Annotated in this window: 15 protein-coding genes and 1 tRNA gene; 12 read left to right on the top strand and 4 right to left on the bottom strand. The window is 62.4% G+C overall.

The features are described from left to right. Positions 1 to 352 precede the first annotated feature (352 nt). The gene (locus tag EYV96_RS07985) at positions 353 to 763 is read left to right on the top strand and encodes a hypothetical protein (RefSeq protein ID WP_165488628.1); all 411 of its coding nucleotides are present in this window, start codon (positions 353 to 355) and stop codon (positions 761 to 763) included. Between the two features lie 114 nt (positions 764 to 877). Next, on the top strand, positions 878 to 3088 hold the full coding sequence (locus tag EYV96_RS07980) for a sensor domain-containing diguanylate cyclase (RefSeq protein WP_165488627.1): 2211 nt from the start codon (positions 878 to 880) through the stop codon (positions 3086 to 3088). 48 nt (positions 3089 to 3136) lie between these two features. On the opposite strand, the gene EYV96_RS07975 is transcribed toward EYV96_RS07980, so the two are convergent. Both EYV96_RS07975 and EYV96_RS07970 read right to left on the bottom strand, forming a co-directional pair. Beyond that, a complete protein-coding gene (locus EYV96_RS07975) occupies positions 3137 to 4543 on the bottom strand; it encodes a serine hydrolase domain-containing protein (protein WP_131150899.1) in 1407 nt (468 codons plus the stop codon). Positions 4544 to 4631: 88 nt separating this feature from the next. After that, positions 4632 to 5831, bottom strand: coding sequence for an aminotransferase class V-fold PLP-dependent enzyme (locus tag EYV96_RS07970; protein WP_131150898.1), 1200 nt, complete (start codon positions 5829 to 5831; stop codon positions 4632 to 4634). 126 nt (positions 5832 to 5957) lie between these two features. Between EYV96_RS07970 and EYV96_RS07965 the strand changes: the two genes are divergently transcribed. After that, on the top strand, positions 5958 to 7475 hold the full coding sequence (locus EYV96_RS07965) for a DUF1254 domain-containing protein (RefSeq protein WP_131150897.1): 1518 nt from the start codon (positions 5958 to 5960) through the stop codon (positions 7473 to 7475). Positions 7476 to 7512: 37 nt separating this feature from the next. After that, positions 7513 to 9009 (top strand): DUF1254 domain-containing protein, encoded by a 1497-nt coding sequence (locus tag EYV96_RS07960; protein ID WP_205746111.1) that lies wholly within the window; start codon positions 7513 to 7515, stop codon positions 9007 to 9009. A gap of 13 nt (positions 9010 to 9022) precedes the next feature. Here EYV96_RS07960 and EYV96_RS07955 read toward each other — a convergent pair whose 3' ends face one another. After that, positions 9023 to 9565: a GspH/FimT family protein gene (locus EYV96_RS07955; RefSeq protein WP_131150896.1), complete on the bottom strand. Its 543-nt coding sequence runs from the start codon at positions 9563 to 9565 to the stop codon at positions 9023 to 9025. 128 nt (positions 9566 to 9693) lie between these two features. On the opposite strand from EYV96_RS07955, the gene uvrB reads away from it, so the two are divergent. From uvrB to EYV96_RS07915, 8 genes are all read left to right on the top strand, one after another. Further along, a complete protein-coding gene (uvrB, locus tag EYV96_RS07950; protein ID WP_131150895.1) occupies positions 9694 to 11718 on the top strand; it encodes an excinuclease ABC subunit UvrB in 2025 nt (674 codons plus the stop codon). 64 nt (positions 11719 to 11782) lie between these two features. After that, a tRNA-Val gene (locus tag EYV96_RS07945) sits at positions 11783 to 11857 on the top strand. 306 nt (positions 11858 to 12163) lie between these two features. Beyond that, complete coding sequence (locus tag EYV96_RS07940; RefSeq protein WP_205746110.1) at positions 12164 to 12619, top strand: hypothetical protein; 456 nt, start codon at positions 12164 to 12166, stop codon at positions 12617 to 12619. 346 nt (positions 12620 to 12965) lie between these two features. After that, a complete protein-coding gene (locus EYV96_RS07935) occupies positions 12966 to 13235 on the top strand; it encodes a hypothetical protein (RefSeq protein WP_131150894.1) in 270 nt (89 codons plus the stop codon). A gap of 2 nt (positions 13236 to 13237) precedes the next feature. Beyond that, positions 13238 to 13993, top strand: a complete 756-nt coding sequence (locus EYV96_RS07930) for a FliA/WhiG family RNA polymerase sigma factor (RefSeq protein ID WP_131150893.1) — start codon at positions 13238 to 13240, stop codon at positions 13991 to 13993. A gap of 164 nt (positions 13994 to 14157) precedes the next feature. Continuing rightward, a complete protein-coding gene (locus EYV96_RS07925; RefSeq protein WP_205746109.1) occupies positions 14158 to 14970 on the top strand; it encodes a response regulator transcription factor in 813 nt (270 codons plus the stop codon). A gap of 3 nt (positions 14971 to 14973) precedes the next feature. Further along, a complete protein-coding gene (locus EYV96_RS07920) occupies positions 14974 to 17193 on the top strand; it encodes a sensor histidine kinase (protein ID WP_131150892.1) in 2220 nt (739 codons plus the stop codon). Between the two features lie 120 nt (positions 17194 to 17313). Beyond that, positions 17314 to 17760: a CopD family protein gene (locus EYV96_RS07915; RefSeq protein ID WP_131150891.1), complete on the top strand. Its 447-nt coding sequence runs from the start codon at positions 17314 to 17316 to the stop codon at positions 17758 to 17760. Between the two features lie 46 nt (positions 17761 to 17806). Here the strand turns inward: EYV96_RS07915 and EYV96_RS07910 are convergent, their stop codons facing one another. Next, positions 17807 to 18811, bottom strand: coding sequence for an NAD-dependent epimerase (locus EYV96_RS07910; protein ID WP_131150890.1), 1005 nt, complete (start codon positions 18809 to 18811; stop codon positions 17807 to 17809). Positions 18812 to 18880: the final 69 nt, after the last annotated feature.

Here is an 18880-nt window from a genome sequence, read left to right as displayed (position 1 = left end):
GAAATGTCCTATTCATCATTCCTTCTTCACGGCGTTATTGTCGTTAGGAAGTGCCGGGCGGAAAGCTCGCGCACTTTCTATCCGACGATGCACGCCGAAGCGATCCACTTGCGACGCTTCAGGCGGCCACGCGTGTCGTCGTGGGGCTCAGGGGCCGTGTGCCGCAAGTCTCCTACGGAGCGGAATGCCCGCGGATCCTGGGTGAAATCATCACTGGCGCAGCGCTGCCGCGCCGCGCGTGTGGTTCCGTGGCGTCCATGGGGCCGGGAAGACAACGATGCGTTATGCGGTGGAGATAGCCAAGCGGGATGAGACGTTCGTGGCGACGTGCCGGGATGTTCCTTCCTTCCGGATGGAGAGCGGCACAAAGCGTGGCATCACGCACTCACTGGCGGCGGGCATGCTGGCGGCCATGCAGTCACACATGGAAGACATGATGCCCATCCCCGTCCCCAGTGAGCGCGAGTCGCATGAATCCTGGCTGGATCTGATGGGAAGTCGCGCTGCGCAGCTGGATCTGTATGAGGCCTTTCGCAACGAGGTCCAGGTGGATCCCGCGCTGCTGTCGAGGGTGGGCTTGTCCTGGAACACCATCCGGCGGCTGACCGATCTGTCGGGTCCGGCCAATCTGGTGCATATGGAAATGGCGCTGGCCAAAGTCGGCTATCGCATCCGCGTATCGGTCGAGCCGACGGCGGTGCAGGCGCGCAAGATGCGCGATCGCGCGCGCCTGGATGTACGGTCCGTGCGACCCTTGCCGTAGTCGGTACTCGCGCGACGCGGCGCCAGTCACCGTCCTCTGCCTGAATTCACGAGGGCATTAGGTTCGTCGCGGTAAACCTTGATGCGATCCCGGACATTCGCTGGCAGGTTTCCCTTGGCGCGCATCCCCGACGAGTCCCATCCCAGTCAGGCATCACCCGATGCGGCGCAACGAAACGCGCGATCGACGCAAGCCGCATCCATCGGGGCTTTGGTGCTGTTTGTGGTGATCCTCGCGATCAATTCCGGGACGCTCTGGCTCTCGCGGCAGGGTGGGGCTTTGCCGTCGATCTGGGTGGCCAATGGCGTCGTGGCCGGCGTCCTTTTGTCGACGGCTCGCAGGCATTGGAGTGTCCTGTTCTGCGCGGGCGCCGCAGCCATGTTCCTGGCGCACGCGCTGGTGCTGCAGGGCATGCCGGGCCATTACTGGTACGTGCTCGCGAACCTCGTGGAAATCCTCGTCGTCGCCTCGATCATCCACTTCTACTTTCCTACGATCAGTGGCGATCTCGGTGGCTATCAGCGTCTCGGGTACGTTGCCATTACAGCCACGCTGGCGGGTTGCGCCGTGTCGACGCTGCTGGCGGTCGTCGTGCAGAAGCTCAGTGGCGATTCGATGCTGTTCACCCGGGCCGACGAATGGTTTCGGCCGCACCTGTTAGGCATGGTGATTGTCGGAACGTTGACTCTCGTGGCGTTTCGGGAGCGCGGAAAGCTACTGGGGGGCAGGGGGCGACGCGTCGCCATGGTGCGTGACCTGGCGTTCCTGGCGGCGCTGACGCTCGGTGTCTTTGCGCAGTCGCGCTATCCGCTGTTGTTCCTGGTGTTTCCACCCCTGCTGTATCTCGTATTCCGCTACCGGTTTCCCGGACTCGTGCTGGGCGTGGTGACGGTCACGCTCATTACAAACATCGGCACTGCGCTCGGCGTGGGGCCGTTCGCGCTGATCGTCGGCAGCACGATTCAGGAGCGCGTGCTGATAGCGCAGGTCTTTCTGGGAGTGACCTGTCTGGTGGCGGTTCCCGTGGCGCTGGTGCTGGCCGATAGTGAGCGCCTCTCCCAGGCGGTGGCCGATCGCGAGAATCTTTACAGCCTGCTGGCCAACTACGCGAGCGATCTGATCGTTCGCATCGCAAGGGACGGCACGCGCCATTATGTCTCGCCGTCCGTCAGGGACATGCTGGGGTGGACGCCCGACGAGTTCGCGTCGAACCGGGGTGGCCTCATTCATCCGGATGATCGCGCGGCGGTCGACGAAGTCCTGGCGCTGCTGCGCGAAAGCGGCAAGTCGACCATCGTGCGGTATCGCGTCAGGAATCGCGCGGGTGGTTACCAGTGGCTGGAGGCGATTGGTAAGCTGGCGCCCAGCCCGGATCATCCCGGTGAGATTGAAATCGTCTACGCCGCGCGCGATATCACCGAGCGCGTGCTGGCGGAGCAGGCGCTGGCGGACAGCGAAAAGCGACTTCGCACGATCGCCGACAGCATGCCGGCCATCATCTCGCATATCGATCGCGACGAGCGCTACACCTTCGTCAATGCTTATGCGTATCAAGTCACCGGGCGCGCCGCTGAGCGCTACATCGGCTATACGGTGAAGGAGTCGCGCGGTCCGGACGTCTATGTGTCGCTCAAGCCGCACATCGATGCGGCGTTGTCCGGACATGCCAGCACGTTTGAGTACGAAGTCGAGTCGCCGGTGGGGAAGCTATATCTTCAGGCAACCTACGTGCCCGCGATTGCCGCCGATGGCGAGTCGACGGGTTTTTATTCGCTGACGACCGACATCACGCCGATCAAGCTGGCCGAGCAGAAGCTCGATTTCCTGGCGCACCATGATGCACTGACGGGTATTGCCAACCGGCTGTCGTTCCGCGAGCAGATCATGGCGTCGGTTGACCGGGCAAACATCACGCATCTGCCACTGATGCTTATCATGATCGACGTCGATTACTTCAAGCACATCAACGACACGTATGGGCATGCCGCCGGTGACGTGGCGCTGACCGAAGTGGCGTCAAGACTCAAGGCCAGCATTCGCAAGACCGATCTTCTGGCGCGCCTGGGTGGCGACGAATTCGTCGTCTTGTGTCACGACATTGAAGACGTCGCAACTGCCAGGCAGCTGGCGCAAAAGATCATCGATGCCATGGTGCCCCTGGCACCGATCGGTCCGGCGGGCTTTCGGATCACCTTGAGCATGGGTGTTGCGCTTTATCGCGATGCGCCGTCCGTTGAAGCGCTGTCGCAGCGAGCTGACGAGGCGCTTTATGAGGCGAAAGCGGCGGGGCGCAATGGCTTTCGCATCGTCACCGAAGGCATTTGAGGCGAACGGGCCGAATCGGACGGTCCCCCATCATTTGGACGTCGCACGTCAGGGACTGGCCACGCGCGGCAGCGCCTTGGCAGGGCCATCGCCACCTTCGAAGTAGTCCAGTCGCGTGACTTGACCGGAAGCGTTACGCACGGGAAGGAAGTAGCTCAGCTCATCGGGTTTGAAATACAGGCGGCCATTGGCTGTCGCCTGGAGTGGCACGGCGTGTCGTCCAGTCACCTGCGCGAACAGTCGACCGTCGGTCACTGTCAGAGTGCGAACCTTCGTCGCATCCATGCGGTAGTTGCCCTCGAGCGCGCGCATCGCGTCGGTACTCAGGGGCACCTCCACGGGCGTCTCGTAGGCCTGTCCCAGGGCGATGGCGGCAAGTCGCCGGGCCATGGTGCGGGCATCGGCTTCATCGTCGTTGGCGAGGACGACGATGGTGATGTGCTCCTTGGGCAGATAGGCGAGTGCGGAAGCAAAGCCATTGATCTGGCCCGTGTGGCCGATCATGTCCTGGCCACGGACTTTCCACAGATACATGCCCATGCCATACGGGTGTGCCGGATCGCTTGCATTCGCCAGGCGGGTGGGCGTGGACATCCACGACAGTGATCGCGAGGAGATCAGCTTGCCGGTTTGCAGCGCCCGCATCCAGTGGAACAAGTCGTCGGCATTGGAATCAAGCGCGCCTGCAGCAGCGGGGATCGACGCAGAGATAAACGAGGCGTTCTCGACGTTGTGATCGGGATTGTCCGTGGAGTACCCGGCGACGCGATCCGGCACGATGGGCGAGGTGTCGCCATAAGCGGTATGTGTGAGCTGCTGTGGCGCAAGCTGGTCGTCACGGATGGCTACATGCCATGGCTTGCCGGTCACCTTTTCGATGATGGCGCCAAGCAGGATGTAGCCGCCGTTCGAGTAAGACATTTGCGCGCCCGGCGCGAAGGCGGGATCGCGATCGGCGACGGCTGCGACCAGGTCTGTCGTGCTCAGGTTTCTCGCGAAGAATCCTGGCGTGGGATTTCTGGCGTGATCGGAAACGCCGGCCGTGTGGTTGAGCAGCTGGCGGATATGGATTGCCGTGCCGTTCGGGAAGTTGGGGACGTAGGTTTCGAGTGTGTCATCAAGCGAGAGCTTGCCGGCTTCGGCCAGATGCAGCACCTCCACGGCCGTAAACATCTTGGTGATGGATGCGATGCGATAGATTTGCCCGGGGTGCAGCGGAACGCCCAATTCGATCTGCGCGCTGCCACGGGCCTGGTGGAAGACGATCTGATCGTCGCGGGCGATCAGGAGCTCGTATCCAGGCCCATCGGCCCTGGCGCTGCGATCGAGAAGTGCCTGAGCCTCGGCACGGATCTGCCGGTCGGAGGTAGCGGTTCCTGGCGACGCCATGATCGACGGCATCGCGAGACAAAGGAGAAGCGCGGCAATCGCCTTCCGATACGTTGTCACGCGCATGCCGCTTACTCCGGGCAGAGAGCCAGCCTCGACTTTACGTGCGAGGCGGGCGAGCTACCACGGGACTGATGGCATGCCGGCCCACCGTTCATTGGGCATCGGTGAGCCAGGCGACGATCCGCTCGATATCGGTGCCGCCGTGCCATCCGTGCAACGCGATGCGCAGGTAGCCTTCGCGTGTGCTGGTGTGTACGTGATGACGAGGTGCGCTGCGCAGCAGCGCATGGCATCGATCCTGCGGGAGCGCAAATGACAGGATTGAACCAAGGCGTCCCGCGTCCAGCAGATCGGTCAGGCGTTTGGATTCTGCCTGCCATGCGGGGAGCGGTGCCAGTCGCGCGAGCAGGGCGCGCTGGAGCCCGGCAACGTGGGCGTGAATCACGGCGGCGCCGCCTGCTCCGGTCATCAGGGCCAGCGATGTAGCCAGCGCAGCGCACGAAAGAATGGACGGGCTGCCAGCCTCCAGGCGCCGGCCTCCCTGCGACCAGAGATCACCCAGGTCGTGTCGATGCCCTGACTGCGAGAAGGCTTCCGGTGCCGAAAGCCAGGTGCCGATGGGCAGCAGGAGCGAACGCAACACCGGGGAGGTCCAAAGCAGGCCCTGGCCCTGCATGCCAAGCAGTCCCTTGTGGCCGCCGGTGGCGAACGCACTGACGCCTTCCAGCGACAGTGGCACGGTGCCGGCACCTTGTATGCCATCGACCACCAGATGCACGCCGCGCTCGCGGCAGGCGCGGCCCAGTCGCGCCAGATCCATGCGGGTACCGTCCTGATAGCGCACCCACGACACGGCAACAATCCGCGTATGGGATGTGATGGCATCGATCAGTGCCTGTTCGGGCTGTATCCCGCCATGGGGTGTGCAGGGATGGTCGTCCCCATGCCCCGGCCATAGGGCCACTTCGTTACACGACACGCCTCGTGCGGCAAGGGCGAGCCACGGCAGGCGGTTGCTGGGAAATTCGCCCGCGGGCAGCAGCACCTGGTCGCCTGGCTGCCAGGGGTAGCCCATGGCAACGGCCTCCAGCCCCGTGGTGGTGCAGGTCGTCAGGCTGATGTCGTCGGCATGGGCGCCGAAGAACAAGGCGGCCTGCTGGCGCAAGTAAGCGGCCACATCGAGGAAATCCCGCTCCCAGTCCATGTCCCAGGGCCGAAGTTCGGTGTCCACGATGCGCCGCGTGGCCTCGAGTGATGCCCGTGGCAGTGGGCCGTCCTTGCAGTGAGACAGCCACAGGACCTCATCCGGCATGTCGAAGAGTTCGCGAGCGAAGAGCGGGGTGAGGGCCACGTCGATGTCCGAAAGATGGGAATGCTTGCGTAGTTATACCTAAGCCGGAACCGCAATTTGTCGATTGTCTGCCCCGCGCCCGTCTCCCAAGCTCAAGGGCATGACTGGCATCCAGGGATGCATGCAATGAAAGTGAAGGGACCCCGCTCGCGACGCTGGCTGTTCGTCATTCCGCTGTGCATGGCTGCGACGGCGCACGCGCAGGCGACGAAGCCTGGCAAGTATGCAATGACCACGCCCATCCCGCCGCAGATCACCACGCCCGCGGAGGCTGATACCAGCATCGGCAAGCTGACGTTTGACGACGGCGTGCCGACGGCAGAAACGACCCAGCGTCTTTACGACAACCTCGACACGCTTCGTGCCGTGGAAGTGTTCCTCAACGGCATCCCGGGCGCGTCGATGGCGTCCATCCGCAAGGGGCTGCGTGACGTTGGAGCGGTGGACAGCACCGTGGGCGTGTACGAGACGCTGATGGATTCGAAGTCGATCTACCTCACGCCCAACAGCGAGACCATCTACTTCTGGAATTGGATGGACCTGAAAGACGGCCCGGTGGTGGTCGAGACGCCGCCGAACATCCTGGGAGTGGTCGACGATTTCTGGTTTCGCTACGTGACCGACATGGGCAATGCCGGGCCCGACAAGGGCAAGGGCGGTAAGTATCTGTTCGTTCCTCCGGGGTACAAGGGCGACATTCCGGACGGTTATTTCGTGGTAAGGCCCCCGACATTCGGCAACCTTGTCTTCGGCCGTGCGTACATGGAAAAGGGAGACACCAGGCCGGGCGTCGCCAGCCTCAAGAAGGGCCTTCGCATCTATCCGCTGTCGAAGGCGTCCCATCCGCCGCAAACGAAGTTCATCAACTTGTCCGGAAAGGTGATGAACACAGTGCATGCAAACAATGTCGAGTTCTATGACGAGATCAACCAGATCGTGCAGGAGGAGCCAGCCGGTGTTTATGGGCCTGACATGACAGGCTTGTTTGCTTCCATCGGCATGATCAAGGGCAAGCCGTTCGCACCGGATGCCCGCATGAAGAAGATCCTTGTTGATGGGGCCGCCATTGGTAATGCCACAGCGCGCGCGATCGATTTCCGTGGGCGCGATCCGGCATCAAAGATTTATCCGGATCGTCACTGGAACACGCCTTTCATCGGCGGAAGTTACGAATGGCTGGGTGATGGCGCGCGCCTGTTCGACGCACGCACCATGTTTTTCTATGCCGCAACGATCGATACCCCCGCCATGGCCGTCGCCATGCCTGGCATCGGATCGCAGTATGCCGCGGCGAACCTCGATGTGAGCGGCAAGCCATTCGATGGCGGGAAAGCGTATCGCCTGCATGTGGCGGCCAACGTGCCCGTGAAGGACTTCTGGTCGGTGGTGGTGTACGACACGCAGACGCGCTCCATGCTGCAGACCGACCAGCAGTTCCCCAGCCTGTCCAGCGAACGCGGCCTCAAGCCCAACGCCGACGGCACCACCGACATCTACTTCGCGCCGAAACGTCCCGGCGATGCCGCGAACTGGATCCAGACCATTCCCGGCAAGGGCTGGTTCTTGATCTTCCGGCTCTATGGGCCTTTGCAGCCCTGGTTCGACAAGAGCTGGTCACTCGAAGACATCAAGCCCGTGAATTGATTCCTTTCCTGATTTCTTCTTGCCAAGGATTCGTGTCATGAATGCAACGCGCCTCCGTCGTGTACTCACGCTCGCCTCGGCCATGACATTTGCGCTTGTTGCGCTGAATGCCTCCGCGCAAAAAGCAGGTGGTCGTGGGTGGCTGGATAATGATCACTTGCAGACGCGCTATGGTGCGCTTGAGTTCAAGGGCGGCTATCCCACCGACGAGACGGCCAAACGCCTGCGTGATGCTGTCGAGCTCAATCGCGCCATCGATGTTTACATGACACAGATGCCCACGGTGTCCTGGTATGCGGTGTGGAAAGGGACGGCCGACGCGGGCAGCAAGCAGCCCAACCAGATGATCATCTGGGAAACGCTGATGGATGGTCAGACACTCTTGCTGACCGGCAACACCGAGACGGTTTATGGATTGGCATCCATCGACCTGCGCAAGGGTCCCGTAGTCATTGACGTGCCGCCGAAGATGCTCGGTGGCGTGAGTGACATCCGGCAGACCGAGATCGCCGGGCTTGGGCCGACGGGCGTCGACAAGGGGCAGGGTGGCAAGCTGCTCATCCTGCCGCCGGGCTACAACGGGCAGGTGCCCGACGGCTATATCGTCCGTAAGTCGGCGAGCTATCGTGCGGTCTTCGGTGTGCGCGGATTCCAGGTCGACGGAAGGACCGATCAGGCCGTTGCCTTGATGAAAAAGGCACGCATCTATGCACTGGCTGATGCTGCCCATCCACCGGCGCAGGTGTTTTTCAACGGCTCCGGCAAGGAAGTCGATACGGTCTTTCCGGACACCGTGGCCTTCTTCGACGATCTGGGCACGCTCGTAGCCGACGAACCGGCCGATATCTTCACCACCAACGACCGCTTCGCCATGTCGAACATTGGCATGGTCAGCGGCAAACCATTCAAGCCTGGCGACGCGCAGCGCAAGCTGCTGAACGAGGCGGCGCAGCTAGGCGGCGCTTATGCGCGTGTGAACGGCTTCGCTTCCGATGATCCGGATCGCATGGCTTATCCCGATCGCAAATGGGAGTACACGTTTATTGGCGGTAGTGCGACCTGGGATGCGCAGGGCTACGTCAATGCCGACCGGCGGGCGGCGTTCGCCTACTCGGCCATTGGCATGTCGCCGGCCATGGCTGATAAAAGCGTGGGGCAGGGTTCGCAGTACATCTGGAGCATGCGGGACAGCCAGGGGCGGTTTCTCGACGGCGGCAAGAACTACAAACTGCACGTGCCAGCGCATGTTCCGGTGAAGAATTTCTGGTCCGTCGTCGTGTATGACGCCGTCAGTCGATCGCTTTTGCGTACCCAGCAACGGTTGCCCTCGGTCAGCACTTATACGGGGCCAGTGGCCAACAGCGACGGCTCGATCGACATCTATTTCGGACCGAAGGCGCCGGCGGGCAAGGAAAAGAACTGGGTCCAGACCGTGCCGAACAAGGGCTGGTTCACCCTGTTCCGCTTCTATGGTCCGCTCGAGCCCTATTTCGACAAGAGCTGGAAGCCAGGGGATATCGAAGAGGTGAAGTGAGCTGGCCGCCGCGTCACCTGTTGGGCAGCGCGCATGGGGCGCGTTGCTCGGGATCGGCTGTGAATGCCCGGATCCTGCCCGGGTTGGAGACGGTCAGGACCAGCGCGTGCGACGCGTCGCCACGGTGGCAGATCAACAGCGAGGCGTTGGTCCCGTCCGCGTCGCCGCGCGGGCGGAACGCAATGCTTCGGCGGCCGTTGGAGCCCAGTACGGTCATGTTCCGGGAGGATGGCCCGGAGACATGGACTGGCGCACCCTCCAGGCGGGTCTGGTCGCGGGCATACCCCACTAGCCAGCCAGCGCCCCATTGGTCCTTGCCATCGCACGTGACGCCGTCCGCGCTGGGGCATGCCACGACGCGGCGCCGGCTGCGAATGGCCAGCTCACGGGCATGCTGAAGCGATGCCTGCAGTGCGGCAGCGGTCGACCTTATGGCCTGGTGGCGCATCATGTCCCGCAAGGGCGGCGTGGCCAGCACGGCCAGGACGCTGAGTACAGAGAGCAGGAGAACAAGCTCGACGAGGGTGTATCCGTGGCGGAAAGGCGGGGAGGGCATCCCGCATGCTAGGCACTATCCCGCGGCCACTTCATCGGCCGTTTCCGCCTGAAGTGTCAGTGACTGCTGACAAAGCCTGTCAGCATGAGGTGTTTAGAATGCCCCATCGCGACCTCATGTAGCCCCCCATGACCGACCGCTTCCAGCTTGTCTCCCCCTACCAACCCGCAGGCGACCAACCACAGGCCATCCAACGCCTGACGGAGGGTTTCGAGAACGGCTTGGCGGCCCAGACCCTGCTGGGCGTAACCGGTTCGGGCAAGACCTTCACCATCGCCAACGTGATCGAGAAGGTGCAGCGCCCGACCATCGTCATGGCGCACAACAAGACCCTTGCCGCTCAGTTGTACGGCGAATTCAAGGAGTTCTTCCCGCATAACGCGGTGGAGTACTTCGTCAGCTACTACGACTACTACCAGCCCGAAGCCTATGTGGTGGCGTCCGACACCTTCATCGAAAAGGACGCGTCGATCAACGACCACATCGAGCAGATGCGACTGGCGGCGACCAAGGCGCTGCTGTCGCGCAAGGACTCGCTGATCGTAGCCACCGTGTCGGCGATCTATGGCCTGGGCGATCCGGAGGACTACCTGTCGTTGCGCCTGATCCTGGCGCGAGGCGAGCATATTGACCAGCGCGCACTGATCCGTCAGCTGACAGAGTTGCAGTACTCGCGCAACGAACTGGACCTCCGTCGCGGTACGTATCGCGTGCGCGGCGAGATCATTGATGTCTTCCCTGCCGAGTCGGAAACCGAGGCGCTGCGCATCGAGCTGTTCGATGGCGAGGTGGAAAACCTGTCGCTGTTCGATCCCTTGACCGGCGAAACCATCCGCAAGGTGCCGCGCTACACGGTCTATCCGCGTACGCATTACGCCAGCACGCGTGAGAGCGTGCTCAACGCCATCGAAACGGTGAAGGTCGAGCTGAAGGAGCGCCTGGAGCAGTTGTACAAGGACAACAAGCTCGTCGAAGCGCAACGCCTCGATCAGCGCACGCGCTTCGATATCGAGATGATGGCGGAGGTCGGCTATTGCCAGGGCATCGAAAACTACTCACGTCACCTGACGCGGCGCCAGGCCGGCGAGCCACCGCCGACCTTGTTCGACTACCTTCCGGCGGATGCGCTGCTCGTGGTCGACGAATCGCACGTCACCATTCCGCAGCTCGGGGCGATGTACAAGGGCGACCGCTCGCGCAAAGAGACGCTTGTCGAGTTCGGCTTCCGCCTGCCTTCGGCGATGGACAACCGGCCCTTGCGTTTCGAAGAGTGGGAACGTCGCGCGCCTCGCACCATCTTCGTATCAGCGACTCCCGCCAACTATGAGCTGGAGAAATCCGGCGACCAGGTGGTCGAACTGGTGGTGCGTCCGACGGGCCTGATCGATCCCGAGGTCGAGGTGCGCCCGGTGCGCACCCAGGTCGATGACCTGCTCAGCGAAGTCCACAAGACGGTCGCCCTGGGCGATCGCGTGCTGGTGACGACGCTGACCAAGCGCATGGCCGAAAACCTCACCGAGTACCTCAGCGAGCATGGCATCAAGGTGCGCTACCTGCACTCGGATATCGAAACGGTGGAGCGCGTGGAAATCATCCGCGACCTGCGTCTGGGTGAGTTCGACGTGCTGGTGGGCATCAATCTGCTGCGAGAGGGCCTGGACATGCCCGAAGTCTCACTCGTGGCGATTCTCGATGCCGACAAGGAAGGATTCCTGCGTTCGACCGGCTCGCTGATTCAGACCATCGGTCGCGCGGCGCGCAATGTGCGGGGCAGGGCGATCCTTTATGCAGACAAGATCACCCGCTCGATGCAGGCCGCCATGGACGAGACGGCACGCCGTCGCGAGAAGCAGGTCGCCTACAACGAGGAACACGGCATCGAGCCGCAGTCGGTGGTGCGGCGGATCACGGACATCATGGAGGGCGCGCGCAGCGAGATTCCGGGACGCGGCAGTCGCGGCCGTGGTGCCAAGGTGGCCAGGGCCGTGGCCGAGGCGCAGGCGGACTATTCGAACCTGAATCCGGACCAGGCGGCCAACATGATCAAGCGCCTGGAAGCCCAGATGCAGAAGCACGCCGAGAACCTTGAATTCGAGGAAGCGGCGAAGATCCGCGACCAGATCCACCAGCTGCGTGAAAAGGCCTCGCGCTGATGCTTGCCCCGGCAGAACAGACCCCGTATACTGCGCGGCTCGCGCTGCCCGTCAGCGTGAATCCGCGCGGTTAGCTCAGCGGTAGAGCACTACCTTGACATGGTAGGGGTCACAAGTTCGATCCTTGTACCGCGCACCAATTCGAAACCCATTGATCCAATGGGGCAAAAGAGGAATCCGAAAGGATTCCTCTTTTTGTTTGCCGATGAAGAACGGGTGCGCGAGCAAATCTCGACCGCAGCGTCCAGCATGCGCGCCCCCTGGGTTCGTGGCCAAGTCCGGGCCGCTCGGCACGACATGCTGGCTGCAGCGCCATGCCGCCCCTCAGGAAACACCTTCTTCCCGAATCGCCTCAGAACCCCATAATGGGTTTGCTTGCGATCGACATGGGCGTCTTGCGACCCACGAGCGGGGGCTCGTGACAGTGGCATACAGGGGGAAGGCAATGGCGAGGTTTGAAAACATCAAGGGCGTACTTGCGGGCGCCATGACGGAGTACACCCGTCCCTGGAAAGTCTGCACGCTTCTGGTCGGAACTGGGCTGCTCGTCGCCGGCTCCTTTTATTTCCCGGCCCCGGACTGGGACATTCCGATCAGCTTCATCATGGCGATACTCGCCTACCTCACCGCGCCGTGGAGCCTGAGGGTCATTCTGGAGCGCCAATGGGCGCGCTGGCCGGCGATGGCGTTCTTCACCTGGTTTACGGTCGACGGTTGCTACGCGATCTATTGGCATGCCAGGAATCCCGTGGCGCTGGAGCAAATGCGAAGCGCTAACTTCCCGGCCTCGCTTGCCCTCTACGGGATGTGCGGTCTGCTTTGGCTCTACCGCGGCAGCCTTTCGCAATATCGGTCAGACGTGTTCGCCTTGATGGCGGCCATGAAACGGCCCAAAGGGTGAGTCCGGGCGGATGGAACGGGGGCGAATCATCGCTCCCCATGTCACGGTGATCAGGCCAGCCACGACATCCTGATCGCATCGCCAGCGGATCTTTCGCTTCCGCGTGCGGTTCAAATTCCGTTGAGAATCCCGGCTGAACCATCGGCTCGTCCGGACAATGTCATGCCTCGCCCTCGCGCTGATGAATGGCCATGACAATCTACTGCGGCAGCACTACGCACCACGCCCAAGGCGTGTCTTTCGCCCATCCGGTCTGTTTTGCAGGCGGAGCGCCGCAGTGGATCGGTGAGGTACGGGCGACAGCGACTTGTTCGCGTGCTGGCCGGGGCGCCAGGGGGCATCAGCGATGAGTCGTCCCGGCACTTCGCATACGACCTTAGCCGACCGCACGGCGCCCGCGACCGATGACAAGCTCGAGGTAGTCACCTCATCGACAGATCGCGGGTTGCGCGCGCTGGCGATGGCCATCGCTGCGCAATCGTCCTGGCGCAAGGCGTGCTATCGCGCCGCACACGAGATCGTGCGTGATCCGACGTCCCCCGCTGCGGTGGCTGGCGTCGGCGACGAGGCGAGCGCCGTCGTGGTCGCGATGCGCACCCGGCCTTCAGGCGAATGAACATGACGGAATACTTTGCGGATGCTGCCGGCGGCCTCCCGTTCGACCATCTTGCGGAACTGAGTTACGAGGCGCCTTCCTCGGGTGTCCGCACGCTGAGTCGCGACGAAGAGTGCCACTGGATGCTCAAGTACGTGCCCCTCGTGCGACGCATCGTGCGTGGCCTCACCTCGCAAGTCAGCGCCACCATGGAGCGGTGCGACATGGAGCAGATCGGTCTGATGGGCTTGCTCGAAGCCTTGCGGCGTTACGGGGAGCCGGACAACGGCTTTGGCGTCTACGCCACCATGCGCATTCGCGGGGCCATTCTGGACGACCTGCGTCGACAGGACTGGTTGCCGCGGGCGAAGCGACAGGCGGTGCATCGCTTTCGCTCCGTCGAGCGAGAACTTCGGATCAGGCTGGGGCGTGAGCCGACCCGCGATGACGTCTGCGTAGCCATGGAAATCACGCCAGAGGCGTATGAACGATTGATCCAGGATGACAACGCCCAGACCTTCGCCAGCATCGACGACATCGTTACCGACGTTCTCGACGGGATGCAGGGGCCCGAAGACGGCGTCGCTGATTTGCAGTTGGTTCGCCTTGCGCTATCGATCCTGACCGAGCGAGAGCGCCAGGTCATTGGACTCTACTACCAGCATGACCTGAACCAGTCGGAGATTGCCAAAGTCCTCGATCTGACGCCCGCACGCATTTGTCAGATCAGCCGGCGCGCGCTTCACAAAATGCGCCATCACCTGCAGAGCGCCGCCTGATGAAAGCCCGGGCATGTGCTCCTTCCACGAATCTCTGCGCTGATTGCGACACGCCAGCAAGAACTCACGAACTTCGCTAAGAGATCTAAGAAGAGACTCAAACTTTAGGAATGTTCCCGTGGGAATGTTGATGGCGCATACATAGGATATTTCGCCATCCATGGTTGGAAACGGACATTGCGCCGTCGCCAGCCAAGCCACTTGGGACTATTCCGATGCGTATTGCGATTCTCGAAGACACCGTCAAACAGGCCCATGCCATGGCGCGCTGGCTTGGTCATGCCGGTCATGAATGCATCGTCAGGCATGACGGTACGGGCTTCATCCGCCTTCTGGAAACGCAATCGGTGGATTTGCTTCTTTTGGACTGGGACGTGCCGGGACATAGCGGCCTGGAGGTCGCGCGCTGGGTACGGGCGCATTGTTCGCGGAACATCCCGATGGTTCTGGTTACGCAGCACGACGATGACAGAAGCATCGTCGAAGGCCTGGAAAGCGGCGCGGACGACTATGTGGTGAAGCCCATCGGCGAAGCCGCGCTGGTGGCGCGTGTGAAGGCGCATCTGCGTCGGTGTTATCCCGGCTGCGATGCCGGAGGCAGGACGCGTGTGGGGCGGTATATCCATGACCCGGCATCGCGGACGGTGACGATCGAAGGGCCGGCGGGATGTCAGTCGGTCTCGCTGTCTGCCCGTGAATCCGAACTGGCAGGCCTTTTCTTCTCTCAGGTCGGCAAGGTGCTTTCGAAGGATTCGCTGATCCAGAAGATATGGAGCTGCGTGGATCGAAAGCACGACGCGGCGCTTGCAACGTACGTAAGCAAACTGCGCAATTTGCTCCAGCTTCGCTCCAAAAATGGACTGCTGATCTCCACGGTCTACAACCATGGCTATCGCATGGAGCTGGTTCTCGCAGGTTCCCCTGTGGTTGCTCAGCAGCGATGGCTTGGCAACGTGCCGGTGCTGGCGGGCGGGTGACGCATGCTTATGCGCCTGGGCGCTGACGCCTGGAAGCGGGTGCTGTTCGTTACGGTCGTGTGTGTCGCCGTGGCGTGTGGTAGCCAGTCGTGGATTTCCCCAGTCACGGGAGCGCTTGATCGCGTCCTGTTCGACGCGGCGGCCGAATGGGTGGTGCCCTCAAGGACGTCCCATGTTGCCGTTGTTCATGTGGATCCGGCATCCGCAGGGGCGCTGGCGAACCGAACACAGGCATCGTCAATCAGCGACCTGTTGCGCCGGCTGGACCGGGCGGCGAGCGTAACGCTCGAGCCCGAGGTGATGCCCTCTCACGACATCGGCGAGCTTTCGGATGCCATCGCGGCGCACGGGCGCATTGTCCTGGCGTTGCCTGCCATGTGGGTGGCTCGGGATGCGTCCACGCCGCAAGAGGGTGTGGCTGGCGCTGGGCACCGGCAGGTGGTGACGGGCCATCTTGGGGCCGTTCGCGGATTCGTGCCGTGGGCAATCTCCGGCGCGTCGCATCCGCATGCGGTGCTTGAATCGATGCGCGTCGCGAGGAAGGACTTCAGGACACCAGCCGATCGCGAGCTCGTGGAGCGACTGGCGTCGGGTGCCGTGCTTGCATTGTCCGCGCCGGATAGCGTGCCGCAATACGCGCTGGGCGATGTGATTCGTGGTGGTGTTCCCGACGATGCCTTTGACGGAAAGATGGTTTTCGTAGGGCGTTCGGGTTCGAACGAGGCCAGCTTCCGAACATCCTCGATCCGGCCGCAGTGGCTTTCGCCGGTGCAAGTCGAAGCATTGATGGCCGAAGCTGTGGTCGATGGCGGCTTGGTCCAGGTGGTGTCGGGTCCGTCGATTGTCATCCTTCACCTTCTGATGGCTCTGACCCTGGTCCTGATCTGTTCGCTCGGATCCACCTGGCGTCTGCATCTGGCCGTGATGACATGGTTCGCGGTGACGCTGGTCATGCCGGTGGCCACCCTGGCCATGGGTTCGTGGGTGGGGTTGGGCGTTCTGCCAATTGCCTACGCCCTGATCTACGCTTACTTCGCGTGGGAAAATCTTCATAACGCACGTCGTGCATGGCGACAGGAAGTGCGGGACATGCAGGCGAATCCGCCGCTTCTTGGCATGCCTCTGCCTGTGGAGCAGGAGCATCGCAAGGTGCGCGGACCCGCGGGAGAGATCCGCAGTCTCGTCATGGCGATGCGTCGCTTGCAACGCACGGCCATCAGCATGATCGATCATCTGCCGCATCCCGTCCTGATTGTCCGTGACCATCGCGTGCTGCTTTGGAATGAAAATGCCGCGCGAATCATGGCGTCGACTGACCGTCACGGCGATACCCGTCCGATCGCGATGAAGTGGGAAGCCGCGCTCAGATGCGCGCACGGCAATGGCGAAGGGCATCAGGAAATCCGGATCGGTGACCGCGAGATGCTCATGCTTGAAACACCCTTCTGCATGGGCGAAGTTGAGAGTTCACGAGAAGACGCTGCGTGCCGCTTGCTATGCCTGGTCGATATTGCCGGCGTGAAGGAAGGCGTGACGCAGAGCAGGCAGGCGTTGACACACATGGCGCACGACATGCGCAGCCCACTGTCGACGATGCTTGCGTTGATCGAAGAGCACGGTGAAAGCCAGGCGGATGCCGTCGACCCTGGGTTCCTGGAAGACCTGCGTCGCCAGGCTGACTATTCCCTGCGCGTCGCCAGCGAGTTCCTGGCACTTTCGCGCGCGGAGCAGATGTCACGTGTGCAGTTTTCGCCGGTTGTCCTCAGGGATCTGGTGGAGGAGGCCGTGGATCAATGCCAGCCTGAGGCGGATCGTCGCCGGATCGTATTGCAGGGGCCATCATGCGTGCCCGAAGAGCCGATGGCGGAGGTCTGCGCCGACTTGCTCGTGCGCGCGTTCGTCAATGTCATCGACAACGCCATCAAGTATTCCGCCGATGGCAGCATCGTCGACATTTCACTGACGTCGTCAGGGCATGCGCAATGCGTCGTGCGTGTGGTGGATCAAGGCGAGGGCATTGCACCAGAACATCTGGATCGTCTCTTCGAGCCCTTTTATCGCGCCGGACGAAAGGGTCTGGCTGGCGGCGTGGGCCTGGGTTTGCCGTTCGTACAGCGTGTGGTGCAGCAGCATGGTGGCAGCGTTTGCGTCACGAGTGACCTGGGTGTCGGCACGACATTCGAACTCAGCTTTCAGCGCATGGCGCTGCAGTCTGCCGCGTAGTGAGGCGGACCATCCAGTCGCGTGACGTGCATGGCCGCGACCCTGTGTCACCCCGTGGTATTGGCGGGCGGCAATGCTGCCGTCGTAACATGATCCCATTGCCCGTTTGGAAACGTTGCCATGGCCTACCTCTGGATCAAGAGCCTTCACTTGCTGTTCGTCATGGCCTGGGTGGCGACGGTCTTCTACCTGCCGCGCATCCTGGTGAATCTGGCGGAAGTCGGCGACGCGCCGGCGTTGAAGGCGCGGCTGGAGCTGATGGGTACGCGTCTGTATAAGTTTGGCCACAACATGTTCGGCATGGCCTTTCTGTTCGGGCTGACCTTGTGGCTGGGTCCCAAGGTGTTCCCCAATACGCTGCCCAACGTCGTTGCCGGTGGCTGGCTGCACGCGAAGCTGGCGCTGGTCGTCGTCCTGCTCGCCTATTTCATCTGGAGCGGACGACTGGTGAAGCGCAGCGCGAAGGGTGGCGCGTTGCCGTCGGCACGTGCCTTGCGCATTGCCAATGAGCTGCCGGTGTTCGTGCTGCTGGGGATCATCTTCCTGGTGATCGCCAAGCCGTTCTGAGGGCGGTCAGAACCGAGGCGCGATTGCGCCTCGGTCGCTCATCGACTTAGTGCTGGCGGCTTTTGTACCACTCGACGAACTTCGCCACGCCTTCCTCGATGCTGGTGCCCGGTGCATAGCCCACGTCGCGGCGCAGGGCCGACACATCCGCCCAGGTATCGGGCACATCGCCGGGCTGCATGGGGAGAAGGCGCTTTTCGACTTCGCGACCCAGGTTTTTTTCCATCAGCTCGATGAAATGCAGGAGCTGCACCGGCTGGTCGTTGCCGATGTTGTACACCCGATAGGGCGCATTGGACGTGCCGGGGTTCGGCCGTTCCGGGTTGTAGGTCGGATCAGGCTGGGCAACATGGTCGAGCGTGCGGATGACGCCCTCGACGATGTCGTCGATGTAAGTGAAATCGCGACTGTGGTTGCCGTAGTTGAAGACATCAATCGGTTCGCCGCGGCTGATGCGGTCGGCAAACAGCATCGGCGACATGTCCGGGCGGCCCCAGGGGCCGTAGACGGTGAAGAAGCGCAGTCCGGTCGTCGGCAGGCCGAACAGGTGGCTGTAGGTGTGCGCCATCAGTTCGTTGGCCTTCTTGCTGGCGGCGTACAGGCTGACCGGGTGGTCGACCGCATCTTCCACGGCGAAGGGCAGCTTGCGGTTGGCGCCGTAGACCGAGCTCGACGAGGCGTACACCAGGTGTTCAACGCCGTGGTGCCGACAGGCCTCCAGGATGTTGGTGAAGCCGACCAGATTGCTTTGCACGTAGGCCTGGGGGTTTTGCAGGGAGTAGCGCACGCCGGCCTGGGCCGCCAGGTTCACCACGCGCTGAGGCGCGAAATCGGTAAATGCTGCGTTGACCACGGCGGCATCGGCAATGTCACCGCGCACATGGGTGTAGGCCGGATGGGTCTGGAACCGGGCCAGGCGGGCTTCCTTCAGCGACGGATCGTAGTAGTCGTTGTGGTTGTCGATGCCGTAAACCTGGTCGCCGCGGGCCAGCAGGCGTTCGGTGAGAGCGGCGCCGACGAAGCCGGCGGTTCCGGTGACAAGAATGCGCATGTGCGGGTCCTGGAGGGCAGGGCGCTATTGTATCGGTTGCCGAAACCTGAATTGACAGGTCGATCTGCG

This window comes from Dyella terrae, assembly GCF_004322705.1.
GTDB classification, from domain to species: domain Bacteria; phylum Pseudomonadota; class Gammaproteobacteria; order Xanthomonadales; family Rhodanobacteraceae; genus Dyella_D; species Dyella_D terrae.
The sequence above is the reverse complement of the archived record's forward strand: the minus strand, read 5'-3'. Positions and strand labels throughout refer to the sequence as shown.

Coding starts and splice junctions, on each gene's coding strand:
- EYV96_RS07920 (WP_131150892.1), top strand. CDS start 14,974: ATGCTTATGCGCCTGGGCGCTGACGCCTGGAAGCGGGTGCTGTTCGTT.
- EYV96_RS07930 (WP_131150893.1), top strand. CDS start 13,238: ATGACGGAATACTTTGCGGATGCTGCCGGCGGCCTCCCGTTCGACCAT.
- EYV96_RS07960 (WP_205746111.1), top strand. CDS start 7,513: ATGAATGCAACGCGCCTCCGTCGTGTACTCACGCTCGCCTCGGCCATG.
- EYV96_RS07955 (WP_131150896.1), bottom strand. CDS start 9,565: ATGCCCTCCCCGCCTTTCCGCCACGGATACACCCTCGTCGAGCTTGTT.
- EYV96_RS07965 (WP_131150897.1), top strand. CDS start 5,958: ATGAAAGTGAAGGGACCCCGCTCGCGACGCTGGCTGTTCGTCATTCCG.
- EYV96_RS07935 (WP_131150894.1), top strand. CDS start 12,966: ATGAGTCGTCCCGGCACTTCGCATACGACCTTAGCCGACCGCACGGCG.
- EYV96_RS07985 (WP_165488628.1), top strand. CDS start 353: ATGGAGAGCGGCACAAAGCGTGGCATCACGCACTCACTGGCGGCGGGC.
- uvrB (WP_131150895.1), top strand. CDS start 9,694: ATGACCGACCGCTTCCAGCTTGTCTCCCCCTACCAACCCGCAGGCGAC.
- EYV96_RS07910 (WP_131150890.1), bottom strand. CDS start 18,811: ATGCGCATTCTTGTCACCGGAACCGCCGGCTTCGTCGGCGCCGCTCTC.
- EYV96_RS07915 (WP_131150891.1), top strand. CDS start 17,314: ATGGCCTACCTCTGGATCAAGAGCCTTCACTTGCTGTTCGTCATGGCC.
- EYV96_RS07940 (WP_205746110.1), top strand. CDS start 12,164: ATGGCGAGGTTTGAAAACATCAAGGGCGTACTTGCGGGCGCCATGACG.
- EYV96_RS07975 (WP_131150899.1), bottom strand. CDS start 4,543: ATGCGCGTGACAACGTATCGGAAGGCGATTGCCGCGCTTCTCCTTTGT.